This is a genomic window from Leisingera sp. JC1 (assembly GCF_001679925.1).
In the GTDB taxonomy this organism is placed as follows: Bacteria; Pseudomonadota; Alphaproteobacteria; order Rhodobacterales; family Rhodobacteraceae; genus Leisingera.
This window is the reverse complement of record NZ_LYUZ01000035.1, coordinates 61,824-73,702: the sequence shown is the minus strand read 5'-3', so window position 1 is coordinate 73,702 and position 11,879 is coordinate 61,824. Positions and strand designations below refer to the sequence as shown.

Below are 11,879 nucleotides of genomic sequence, written 5' to 3'. Positions count from 1 at the left end.
CCCGGGCCCTCCAGCCGCGGAAAACTGAGCAGAGCGCGAAGCGGGATGAAGCCTTCCCGATGGCCCGGCGCTCCGGCATGGTCCCCCCCGCTGCCGCATTTGCGGTCAGCACGCTTTCAAAAAACGGGCCGGATCGGGGAGGAGATCCGGCCCGCAAAAAGAAACCCGGCAGCGCGCGAGCCGCCGGGTTTCCAAGTTATCCGCGCTGGCCCACGTGGCGCCCGGCGCCTTCCGGCAGCGGCAGGCCTGCGTGCGCGGCGGCAAAGGACGCCAGCTTGTCCGCCACCTCCGGCGACGGCAGCGAGGTGCCGCGCGCGTTCAGGTCCATGTGCAACAGCAGCGTCTCCACCGTCGCCGCCAGCTTGCCTTCGGTGCCGTGCAGGCGGTGGAACAGATGCATCTTCTTGCCCTCGCCCTTCAGCACCTGAGTGGTCACGGTCAGCGCATCGCCCTCGTGCAGCTCATCCAGGAAGCGCACATGGTTCTCCACGGTGAAGTAGCTGCCGCCCGCGGCGATGTACTCGGCGTCGCAGCCGATCATCTCCATGAACCGGTCGGTCGCCTGGGCCGACGCTTCGGTGTAATGCGCCTCGTTCATGTGGCCGTTGTAATCGGTCCAGCTCTGCGGCACCGGGCGGCTGACGGTGACCGGCAGCTCCACCGCGTCCGGCACGGGCAGCGTGGCTTCATGGGTGTTGATGACACCGCCTGCCCCGCTGCCGGATTTCTTCAGCGCCCGCATCATGCCGACCAGGTTGTCGTCCCGCAGCCGCTCCAGCGCGCGGATCGGCATATGGCCGGATTGCGCGTCCGACTGGCCCGCGATCAGGTCCACCAGTTCCTCGGTGAACTCCGGCACATCCATCAGCTTGGTCCAGGGCCATTCCAGCGCCGGTCCGAACTGCGCCATGAAATGCTTCATGCCCGCCTCGCCGCCGGCAATCCGGTAGGTCTCGAACAGACCCATCTGCGCCCAGCGGAGGCCAAAGCCCATGCGGATCGACTCGTCCAGCTCCTCGGTGGTGCAGATGCCGTCCTTGATCAGCCACAGGCCTTCGCGCCAGACTGCTTCCAGCAGACGGTCGGCGATATGCGCGTCGATCTCCTTGCGCACGGTCAGCGGGTACATGCCCACCGATCGCAGGATGCCAGCGGCCTGCGCGCAAGTCTCCGCATCGCCCACCAGCTCGACCAGCGGCAGCAGGTAAACCGGGTTGAACGGATGCGCCACCACGGCGCGGGCGCCTTCGGCGTTCAGCTCCGACGGTTTGAAGCCGGAGGTGGAGGAGCCGATCACCGCAGATGCCGGTGCGTGCTCCTGCAGCTGAGCGTGGATCTTGTGCTTCAGATCCAGACGCTCCGGCACGCTCTCCTGGATCCAGGCGGCATCCGCCACCGCTTCCGCCATGTCGGCGTGGAAGGTCAATTCGCCTTCGGCCGGCAGCGCCTTGTCATACAGCGACGGCAGCGAGCGGCGGGCGTTGGCCAGCACTTCGCCGATCTTGCGCTCTGCTTCCGGGTCCGGGTCGAACACCCGCACATTCCAGCCGTTCAAAAGGAACCGCGCGGCCCAGCCACCGCCAATTACCCCGCCGCCGATGATTGCTGCTGTTTTCATGATCTATCCTCTGATCGCCCTCCCTGTGCGCCCGCCGGTGCACAGGGGGTGTACAGGGGGTGCACGCATGGCACCCCCGCATTTCGGCTTATTTTTCCACCGGCGCGCGCTTGGTCAGGCCCAGTTTCTCGCGGACCGCCTCCGGACCGATGATCCGGGCGCCCATGCCTTCGATCACGCCCACCGCGCGCTCCACCAGCTGCGCGTTGGTGGCCAGCACGCCCTTGTCCAGGAACAGGTTGTCTTCCAGACCGACCCGCACGTTGCCGCCCGCCAGCACCGACTGCGCCGCGTAAGGCATCTGATCGCGGCCCAGCGAGAACGCCGACCAAGTCCAGTCCGACGGCACATTGTTGACCATCGCCATGAAGGTGTTGAGGTCGTTCGGCGCGCCCCACGGCACCCCCATGCACAGCTGCACCAGCGCGTTAGGCTCCAGAATTCCCTCTTTTACCAGTTGCTTGGCAAACCACAGGTGGCCGGTGTCAAACGCCTCAATCTCCGGCTTCACGCCCAGATCGGTCATCATCTGGCCCATCGCCCGCAGCATGCCCGGCGTGTTGGTCATGACGTAATCGGCCTCGGCAAAGTTCATGGTGCCGCAGTCCAAGGTGCAGATTTCCGGCAGGCATTCGGCGATATGGGCCATCCGCTCAGTGGCGCCGATCATGTCGGTGGCCGCCTCATTGACCGGCAGCGGCGCTTCGGTGGAGCCGAACACGATGTCGCCGCCCATGCCCGCAGTCAGGTTCAGCACCACGTCCACCTCGGAATCGCGAATGCGGTCGGTAAGCTCCCGGTAATACTCAAGTTTCCGGGACGGCGCGCCGGTTTCCGGATCACGCACATGGCAGTGAACCACCGCCGCGCCGGCCTTGGCCGCCTCGATCGCGGACTCCGCGATCTGCTTGGGCGAACGCGGCACATGGGGGGATTTGTCCTGGGTGCCGCCAGAGCCGGTCACGGCGGCAGTGATGAAGACGTCTCGGTTCATGGTCAGGGGCATGGTTTCGCTCCTTTGGGGTTAAGCTTGCAATTCGGGGTGATCCGCAAACAGCTCCAGCGCCTGCGGATTGGCGAGGCCGGAGAGGTTGCGGACGTGATGTTTGTTCACCACATCGCGCACCGCCAGCTCGGCAGTTTTGCCGGATTTGGTGCGCGGGATGTCAGCGACGGCGATGATTTTCGCGGGCACATGGCGCGGCGAGGCGTTCTTGCGGATTTCCGTTTTGATCCGGGCGGTTAGCTCATCATCCAGCGCAGCACCTTCGGCGGGAACCACAAACAGCACCACCCGCACGTCGTTGTCGATGCTCTGGCCGACCACCACCGCATCTGCGACCTCGTCGATCTTGTCGAGCTGCCGGTAGATCTCCGCCGTGCCGATCCGCACGCCGCCGGGGTTCAGCGTCGCGTCCGAGCGCCCCAGCACCACATATCCGCCGTGTTCCGTGCGGATGGTGAAATCGCCCTGCCGCCAGATATTGCGGTATGTTTCGAAATAGCTGGCACGGTAACGGGCATTGTCCGGGTCGTTAAGGAACCGCGTCGGCATCGACGGATGCGCATTGCGGCAGACCAGCTCGCCGGCCGTGCCCTCCACCGGTTCGCCCTGATCGTTCAGGGTTGCCACATCCAGCCCCAGCATCGGTGCCTGGATCTCGCCCTGGTGCACCGGCAGCAGCGGGCAGCCGCCGATGAAACAGCCTAGAATATCAGTCCCGCCGCAGATCGAGGCCAGCTGCACATCCGCCTTCCAATCGGCATAGACATGGGCAAAGCCTTCGGGCGACAGCGGCGAGCCGGTGGACAGAACCACCCGCAGCGCTGCCAGGTCATGGCTGTCCGCAGGCCGGTTGCGGCGCTTTTGCGAGGCATCGATGTATTTGGCGGAAATACCGAAATGGGTGACCTTCTCAGCCTCGGCCAGGTCAAACAGCCGGCGCATGCCCGGATACATCGGGTTGCCGTCAAACAGCACGATCACGGCCTCGGAGGCCAGCGCCGCCACCTGCCAGTTCCACATCATCCAGTTGCAGGTGGTGTAATATAACATCCGGTCGCCCGGTTGCAGGTCGCAGTGCAGCTGCTGCTCCACCAGCATCCGCAGGAGGGTGCCGCCGCCGGAATGCTCAATGCACTTGGGCTTGCCGGTGGTGCCGGAGGAGAACATCACATAGAGCGGATCGCGAAAGCCCATCGGCCGGCAGTCCAGCGCCGGGGCGTCTGCCTGCTTGAAGGCCTCATAGGCGGTCATGCACTCCGGCAGATCCTGCGCCTCGCCAGCATAGGGCCAGACCACGATCTGCCGGATCGACGGCACCCGGGCCGCGACCTCGGCAATGGCGGCGCGGGTCTCAAACGCTTTGCCGTTATAGAAATAGCCGTCGGCGGCAAACATCAGCTTGGGTTCGATCTGGCCGAAGCGGTCGACCACCACATCCGGCCCGCTCTCCGGCGCGCAGGAGGACCAGACCGCCCCCAAAGATGCCGTGGCCAGCATCGCCGCCACGGTCTGCGGCATGTTCGGCACATAGCCCGCGACGTGGTCGCCAGCGCCGATCCCGGCTGCCCGCAGCGCGGCGGCAAGCATTTCCACCTCGCGCTTCAGCTCCGCACGGGTCCAGACCATGCGGCGCCCGTCCTCGCCAATGAACACAATCGCCTCGCGCCCGTCGGCATTCTTCAGGAAGGTGTCCACGACGTTCAGCCGCGCTTCGGGGAAGAAACGGACCTGCACCGGGTCCTGATGGGCCAGCAGCGGCACCTCCCCCGGGTCGCCCTCCAGCCCGCAGAACTCCCAGGCCAGCGGCCAGAAATCCTGCGGCTGCGCAACCGACCAGACGTGCAGACCGGCAAAGCTGTCCAGCGATGTTCCGGCAATCGCAGAAGCCTGCGACATGAAACCGGACAGCAAAGGTTTGCGGCGCACCGAAAGGTCCGGCTGCCAGAGAAGAGGAGCGGTGGTCATGGAGGTATCAGTGGTTAGAGAGCAGGCGTCAGGTGGGCGTCGGCGGATCGTCAAGATGCTTGACTTCCTGCGTGATTAGCGCAGGAGTTGACGCAGCGCTTATACAGTTTCGGTCAAAAAACATACAGATGCCGCCAAATCAGCCGCCGATATTCGAATTCCTGCTGTTTGACGGGTTTTCCAACATGGTGCTGGCCAGCGCCATGGAACCGCTGCGCGACGTGCGGATGAATGCCGGCCAGGATATTGCCGGGTGGCGCGTCACCACGCTGGACGGGGCACCGGTGCGCAGTTCCAGCGGGCTGCAGATCACGCCGGACGGCGCATTTGACGAACGCCAGGGCAACCGCACCCTGGTTCTGGTTGCCGGCTACCATGTGCGCGAACAGGTAACGCCTGCCCTGCTGGCCAAGCTCAGGGCAGCCACGCGGGCTGCCCGGCTCGTTCTGGCGCTCGATACCGCCGCATGGCTGCTGGCTGCAGCCGGGGTGCTGGACGGCCATACAGCAACGATCCACTGGCAGGAACTGGACGCCTTTGCCGAGACCTTTCCCAAAGCCGAGGTCTCCACCGCGCGGTTTGTGCGCTCCGGCCCGTTCCTCACCTGCGGCGGCGCCAGCACTGCCCTCGACATGATGCTGAGCCTCATTCAGGATCTTTACGGCTCTGCCGCCGCCTTTGGCGCCTCGACGATGTTCGTCTATGACCCCTCGCGCCAGTCGGAACTGAACCGCGGCGCCGCGCGGCTGGAGCAGCGGGGATCGCCCAAGATCCTGAAGGCCGCGAACCTGATGGCAGAAACCATTGAAACCCCGCTGAGCACGGCGGCGCTGGCCAAGCGGGTGTCGCTGTCAGAGCGCACACTGGCGCGGGCATTCCAGCGCGAACTCGGCATGACGCCGGGAAAATACTACAAAATGCTGCGGCTCCAGCATGCCCGCTACCTGTCGGAGGAAACCCATCTGAGCCTGGAGCAGATTGCCCTGCGCTGCGGGTTTTCCTCAGCCTCCTCTCTGGGGCGGTCGTTCAGCGGGCATTTCGGCCGGACCATCCGCGAGGCGCGGGGACGGGAAAAACCGTGGGTCCAGCAATCCGGCGGCAACGGGAGCGGCTGAAAACGGCATCCGGCAAGCGGCGGCAGCCCTAGACCAGGCCCATTACCACCGGTGAATGCGGCTCAATCCCGAGATCGCGAAACCCCGCAACCCCTTCGCCCACCGTATTGTCGCGCCGCATCAGCGCGATCTGTGCCGGGGTAACCGGAGGACTGGGCAGCAGCGACAGCAGCGCCGCTGCAACCCGCCACAGAGCAAACGGCACCGGCAGCAGCAGGCGGCGGCGGCCGGTGCGGGCTGCAAGACGCTGCAGGATGTCACGGTAGGCCAGCACATCCGGCCCGCCCAGCTCAAACACCTTGCGCTGCGCCCGCGGGCCATCCAGAACACGGGCCACCGCTTCCGCCACATCCTCCACCCAGACCGGCTGCAGCCGGGTCTGGCCGCGGCCGAACAGCGGGATCACCGGCAGCTGCGCGGCAAGCCGCTGCAGATCCCCGAAGAACACGCCGCCCTGGCAGAACATCACGCTGGGCCGCAGGATCACCGCATCGGGGCAGGCACTGCGCACCGCGGCCTCCCCCTCAGCCCTGGCCCGCACATAGGCCGAGGGCGAATGCAGGCTGGCGCCGATGCCGGAGACGTGGATCAGCCGCTGGCCCGGGGTCTGCCGAACCAGCCGGGCGACCCTGCGGGCGCCCTCCACATGCACGCTGTGAAAATCCTGCTGCCGGGTTTCCGTGTAAAAGCCGATGCAATTGACCACCCATCCAGCACCGCTGAGTGCACGCGCCATGACGCTCTGCTGTGCCAGATCCGTCTGCACCTGCTCCACCCCCGGCTCCCACTCATCCGGCGGCGGCGCCCCGGGCGCACGGGTGCCGGCGCTGACGCTGCAGCCCTGCTGCTGCAGACGCCGCACCACCCGGCGGCCAAGAAACCCCGTGCCGCCCAGCACGATCACTCTGCGCGGGCTGATCTGCATCCGGAAGCGCTCCCTATGGGGATCTGCGCCTCCAGATAGCGCATCCGCGCCGCCGCGCCACTTGCGCCCGTCTTTGCCGGATCAATCCAGCCGGAACCCGATCTTCAAGCCGACCTGATAATGGGCGACCTTGCCGTCCTCGACATGGCCGCGGATCTCACCGACCTCGAACCAGCCGATATGGTCAATGGTCTTAGACGCGCGGGAAATGGCCCCGCTGATGGCATCCTCAATGCTGGATTGCGAACTTCCGACCACATCCACTGTCTTGTAAACCGCGTCACTCATCACACACCTCCTCACTCTGCAGCCCTGGCGGCCGCAGTACGGGGTCCAGTGTGACCGGATAAGCGCCCGCGTCCAGAGTTTCCTCCGGATCAGATCAGCGCATCACAAAGGGATCGGGGATCGGATCATCGCTGGTGCGCAGCCAGACGGCCTTCACCTTGGTGTAGTCCAAAGCGGCCTGCAGCCCGCCCTCGCGCCCGTGGCCGGACAGGCCGTGGCCGCCAAAGGGCGCAATCGGGCTGACTGCGCGGTAGGTGTTGACCCAGACGATCCCCGCCCGGATGCCCCGGATCATCCGGTGTGCACGGGTGAGGTTCTGGGTGAACACGCCCGAGGCCAGGCCGAAGGCAGTATTGTTGGCAATCTCCATCGCCTCTGCCTCGGTCTCGAACTCCACCACCGACAGCACCGGGCCGAAGAATTCGTTCGACAGGCAGGGTGCCTCCGGTGCATCAGAGCAATCGAGCACCGTGGGCGGGAAATAGAACCCCTCCCCTTCCGGCACGGTGCCGCCCGTGACCAGCTTGGCACCGGCCGCAACCGAGGCCCCGATCAGCCGCAGCGCATGATCGCGCTGTTTCAGGGTGCAAAGCGGCCCGACCTCGGTCGCCATATCATCCGGCGCACCGATCACCACCGCTTCGGCCTTCTCCTTCAGCCGCGCAAGGAACGCGTCCTTAATGCCCTTCTGGATCACCAGCCTCGATCCCGCAACACAGCTTTGCCCGGTGGCGGCGAAGATACCGGAGACCTGCGCATTCACCGCGCTTTCCAGATCGGCATCGTCAAACACGATGAAGGGCGACTTGCCGCCCAGCTCCAGCGAGGTGGAGGCGAGGTTTTCCGCCGAATTACGCACGATATGGCGCGCGGTTTCCGGCCCGCCGGTAAAGGCCACATGGGCAACGCCAGCGTGGCTGGTCAGCGCCGCMCCCGCCTCCGGCCCGCCGGTGATCACGTTCACCACGCCGGGCGGAAAGCCCGCCTGATCAAAGATGCGGGCAAATTCCAGCATCGGCGCCGGGCCTTCCTCCGACGCTTTCAGCACAACGGTGCAACCCGCCGCCAGCGCCGGGCCGATTTTGACAGCAGACAGGAACAGCTGCGAATTCCACGGCACGATGGCGGCCACCACCCCCACCGGCTCGCGCCGCAGCCAGACCTCCATGTCCGGCTTGTCGATCGGCAGATGCGCGCCTTCGATCTTGTCGGCCAGCCCTGCGTAATAGCGGTAGTATTCCGCCACATAGGCGATCTGGGCCGAGGTCTCGCGGATGATCTTGCCGGTGTCGCGGGTTTCAAGCTCCGCCAGCCGCGGGGCCTTTTCCGCCACCAGATCAGCCAGCCGCATCAGCAGCTTGCCGCGCTGGGTGGCACTCATCCCAGCCCATTCAGGGGAGAAGAACGCAGCCTCCGCAGCCTTGACCGCCCGGTCCACATCCGCCGCCGAAGCGGCCGACATCTGCGCCCAGGCTTTGCCGGAGGCAGGATCGAGGCTCTCGAAGGTCTCGCTCGCGTCCTCAAACGCACCGCCTATATACTGCTGGAAAGACTGCATTCTCAGGCTCCCTTACTGAAACGCGGGCATGACTTCGGTGATGAACCGCTCAAGCGAGGCTTTCTTGCGCTCGAAACTCATGCTGCTGTCGATCCAGAACGAGTATTCATCATACCCCAGCGCCTCATACTTCTTCAGCCGCTCGATCACCGCCGCCGGTTCGCCGATCACCAGATCGCGCTCCATCGCCTCGGGCGAATAGAACGGATGCGCCGCGATTTCCTCGTCGCTCAGCGGGTCGATCAGGCCCTGGCGGATCTCGCGCTTGTTCATGAACCAGGCGCCGAAATAGCAGTAGAACCGGTTCAGTTCCTCTGCCCCGCGTTTCACATCCGCTGCGCTGTCCGCCACATAGGTGTGCTGCAGCAGCATGATCTTGGGCCGCGGCACATCGGCATGCTTGGCGCAGGCATCGTTGAACTTGCCCATCAGGTCGGTGATTTCCTCGTCCCCCTTCCACAATGGCGTCACCTGCACATTGCAGCCATTGGCCACGGCAAATTCATGGCTGTTCGGATCACGCGCCGCCACCCAGATCGGCGGGCCGTTTTCCTGAACCGGTTTCGGGGAAGACGKGGTTTTCGGGAAGGAGKGGAACTCCCCCTCCTGCGCGTAATCGCCCTGCCACAGGCCCTGCACCGCCGGGATCAGCTCCCGCATCCGCTGGCCCGCCTCCCAGGCGTCCATGCCGGGCATCATGCGTTCGTATTCAAACGAATAGGCGCCGCGCGCGATGCCCAGGTCCAGGCGGCCATTGGTGATGATATCGGTCATCGCCGCCTCGCCCGCCAGCCGGATCGGATGCCAGAACGGCGCAATCACCGTCCCCGTGCCCAGCCGCACGTTCTTGGTGTGCCGCGCCACGTCGATGAGGTTCAGGAACGGGTTCGGCGAGATGGTGAAATTCATCCCGTGATGCTCACCCGTCCAGACCGCATGCATCCCGCCGTCATCGGCAATTTTGCACAGCTGGATGAACTCGTCATACAGCTGCTTCTGATCGTCTGCCGCGGAAATCCGCTCCATATGCGCAAAGAGGGAAAATTTCATGCGCCTTTGCTCCCTGTCGCCACGGGGCGGACCTGCCCGGTGGTCTGATTGCCATAATACACCCCGAAATTGCCCATCCGGGCCTCACTCGCGAACCGTTCCAGCATGGTGCACATAGCCGCGTCGGCAATGTCCATCAGCGTGGATTGGGTCAGCGGTGTGAAAACACCCTTGGCCGGTGTGCCGCCGGCCGATTGGCACAGAAACGAGATATGCTGATGTTCGCGCGCTTTGTCTTCGTAAACAGAATAGATGAACCCCGGCTCAGCCTCGACGCCGGTGTCCGCGATCAGCTTGGCCAAGGCGGCAGAGGCGCCCTCCTTGCCGACCCGGATTTCCGGCAGCGTCAGCTTGCCCTGGTCGTTGCCCATGAGCAGCACCTTGCCCTCATGCTCAATCAGGGCCGAGACAATCAGCTTAGCCCCCTGGCTCAGCGCCTCGGCCTCCGCCGCCGCTGTCACATAGGCACCGCGGGCGTATCCCAGACCCGGCGCGGGCGAGGTCTCAAACGCCTCCACCCGGCCGATCAGGATCAGGTGATCACCGGCTTCGACCCGGTTGTGCATGGAACAGTCGAACCAGGCAGAGACGCCTTCGAACACCGGGCTGCCCTCAGGCCCCTTCTGCCAGCTGACGGCAGCAAAGCGGTCCTCGACCGGGCGGGCGAAGGTGTTGGAGACGTCCTTCTGGTCCTCTGCCAGCACATTGACGGCAAACCCGCCCGCTTGCTCAAACGCCGCGTAATTGCTGGAGGAATTGGCGATGCAGACCAGCACCAGCGGCGGATCCAGCGACACGGAGGTGAAGGAGTTGGCGGTAAAGCCGATGGGGTTTCCGTCCGGATCATGCGTTGTCACCACGGTGACGCCGGTCATGAAGGTCCCGAATGCGTTTCGCAGGGCGCGCGGGTCAATCTCGCTCATGACGTTGCTCCTTCGGTGTTCAGCCAGTCGTGCAGGGCCGCGTTGACCTCTGCGGGTGCAGTCAAATTGACCATATGCCGGTGGCCTTCGATGACAATGGCCCTGCCCTGCGGCGCGGCGGCGGCCATCGCTTGCGCCATTTCCGGCGTTGAGTTCGGATCCCCGTCGCCGGTCAGCGCCAGCAGCGGGCAGCTTATGCCCGCAAAGCCGTCGGCATAGGTGCTGTCGCCGCGGGCAAAGGCGGTATAGGCGGCGGCGTAGCCTTGCAGGTTCACAGCAGACAGCCACTTACCCACCTGCGCCCGCGCCTGTTGGTCGGCGGGGCTGTCCCCGAACCAGCGCGCCAGCGGCGTTTCCAAGTCAAAGCAGCCCGTGCGGATTTCAGCCGCGCGCGCCTCAACCGCAGCCCGTGCGTCTGAGGAACGGCGGAACACCCCGTTCAGCAGCGCCACCCGGGCCACGTTTTCCTGATGGCTGACAGCATAGCCGCCCGCAATCAGCGCACCCATGGAATGGCCTGCAAGCGAGACAGGCCCTAAGTTTAGAGCCTGCAGTGCGCCATGCAGCCACGCCACATAATCCGGCAGTTCCGCCCCCTCCGGCAGCGGCGCGCTGCCGCCATGGCCGGGCATGTCCAGCGCGATGACCTCATGGGTCTGCGCAAAAGCCTCAATCTGCGGCCCCCAGGCCGCCGATTGCATGCCGACCCCGTGGATCAGCACCAGCGGAGACCCCTCCCCTGCCCGCAGGCAGGTGACAGCCCCGTAAGGCTCAGACAGCGGCAGGATTGTCGACGTCATGGCCCAGTTCCTTCAGGTCCTGATAGCGGTCGCCGATCCGGTGATGCGGCCGCCCGCCGATGGAGGCGCCAAGCGCGATCACGATCTCATCCGGGCCCGGCGCATCCGCCACGGACAGCTGGATGGTCAGGTAATGGCTGCGCCGCCCGCCGTCGTTCTTGTCCATCAGCGGGATCTGCAGCGAGGCATTGGCCGGCCCGCGGGTGTTGGTGAAGGCGAGGTAGGATTTCGCCCCCACCGCCTCGCGGAAGTGGTTGCCGAACCGCAGCGTGTGGATCAGGGCAGAGGCATGCTCGACCTCGCCATTCACACCAACGATGGCGGATTTGCCGTAGCCCTCAACCTTATCGCCGCCGCCGGCAGCCTCCAGGATCATCGCCGTCAGCTTCTCGCCAAGACCCGGAGCGCAATCATGGATCGCAGGGCGCAGGTCCTCGACAAACCCCTGCCCTGCCCAGGGGTTTTTGATCACCGCCACCGCGGCAATCATCTTGAGCGGGGTTTCCGCTGCCTTGCCGCCCTCGATCAGGGTCTCTTCGACATGCAGCAGCGTCTTGCGGATTTCGGCGGGCATGGGCGGGTCTTTCTTGTCTGATTCCAGTTGCCGTAATATGGTATACCATCATACAGT

Annotated in this window: 11 protein-coding genes; 1 reads left to right on the top strand and 10 read right to left on the bottom strand. The window is 65.1% G+C overall.

What is annotated here, in order from left to right; translation table 11 throughout:
- Positions 1–196 precede the first annotated feature (196 nt).
- The 3 genes from A9D60_RS04660 to A9D60_RS04650 form a co-directional block, all read right to left on the bottom strand.
- A complete protein-coding gene (locus tag A9D60_RS04660; RefSeq protein WP_065266527.1) occupies positions 197–1,618 on the bottom strand; it encodes a carnitine 3-dehydrogenase in 1,422 nt (473 codons plus the stop codon).
- An 88-nt stretch (positions 1,619–1,706) separates the two neighbouring features.
- Positions 1,707–2,624, bottom strand: coding sequence for a 3-keto-5-aminohexanoate cleavage protein (locus tag A9D60_RS04655; RefSeq protein WP_065266526.1), 918 nt, complete (start codon positions 2,622–2,624; stop codon positions 1,707–1,709).
- Positions 2,625–2,642: 18 nt separating this feature from the next.
- Entirely contained in the window at positions 2,643–4,589 is a 1,947-nt protein-coding gene (locus tag A9D60_RS04650; RefSeq protein ID WP_065266525.1) for an acetoacetate--CoA ligase, read from the bottom strand.
- 128 nt (positions 4,590–4,717) lie between these two features.
- Between A9D60_RS04650 and A9D60_RS04645 the strand changes: the two genes are divergently transcribed.
- Positions 4,718–5,704: a GlxA family transcriptional regulator gene (locus A9D60_RS04645; protein WP_065266524.1), complete on the top strand. Its 987-nt coding sequence runs from the start codon at positions 4,718–4,720 to the stop codon at positions 5,702–5,704.
- Between the two features lie 28 nt (positions 5,705–5,732).
- Here the strand turns inward: A9D60_RS04645 and A9D60_RS04640 are convergent, their stop codons facing one another.
- From A9D60_RS04640 to A9D60_RS04610, 7 genes are all read right to left on the bottom strand, one after another.
- The gene (locus A9D60_RS04640) at positions 5,733–6,629 is read right to left on the bottom strand and encodes a complex I NDUFA9 subunit family protein (RefSeq protein WP_083194102.1); all 897 of its coding nucleotides are present in this window, start codon (positions 6,627–6,629) and stop codon (positions 5,733–5,735) included.
- 81 nt (positions 6,630–6,710) lie between these two features.
- Positions 6,711–6,917, bottom strand: a complete 207-nt coding sequence (locus tag A9D60_RS04635; RefSeq protein ID WP_065266523.1) for a dodecin — start codon at positions 6,915–6,917, stop codon at positions 6,711–6,713.
- Between the two features lie 94 nt (positions 6,918–7,011).
- Positions 7,012–8,475 (bottom strand): aldehyde dehydrogenase, encoded by a 1,464-nt coding sequence (locus A9D60_RS04630; protein WP_065266522.1) that lies wholly within the window; start codon positions 8,473–8,475, stop codon positions 7,012–7,014.
- Positions 8,476–8,487: 12 nt separating this feature from the next.
- Positions 8,488–9,525 (bottom strand): LLM class flavin-dependent oxidoreductase, encoded by a 1,038-nt coding sequence (locus tag A9D60_RS04625; protein ID WP_065266521.1) that lies wholly within the window; start codon positions 9,523–9,525, stop codon positions 8,488–8,490.
- Positions 9,522–10,448 carry a flavin reductase gene (locus tag A9D60_RS04620; RefSeq protein WP_065266520.1) on the bottom strand — a complete coding sequence of 309 codons (927 nt, stop codon included), beginning with the start codon at positions 10,446–10,448 and terminating at the stop codon, positions 9,522–9,524. The genes A9D60_RS04625 and A9D60_RS04620 overlap by 4 nt, the downstream gene beginning before the upstream one ends.
- Entirely contained in the window at positions 10,445–11,248 is an 804-nt protein-coding gene (locus A9D60_RS04615; protein ID WP_065266519.1) for an alpha/beta fold hydrolase, read from the bottom strand. The genes A9D60_RS04620 and A9D60_RS04615 overlap by 4 nt, the downstream gene beginning before the upstream one ends.
- On the bottom strand, positions 11,220–11,822 hold the full coding sequence (locus A9D60_RS04610) for an amino acid synthesis family protein (RefSeq protein WP_019294371.1): 603 nt from the start codon (positions 11,820–11,822) through the stop codon (positions 11,220–11,222). The genes A9D60_RS04615 and A9D60_RS04610 overlap by 29 nt, the downstream gene beginning before the upstream one ends.
- Positions 11,823–11,879: the final 57 nt, after the last annotated feature.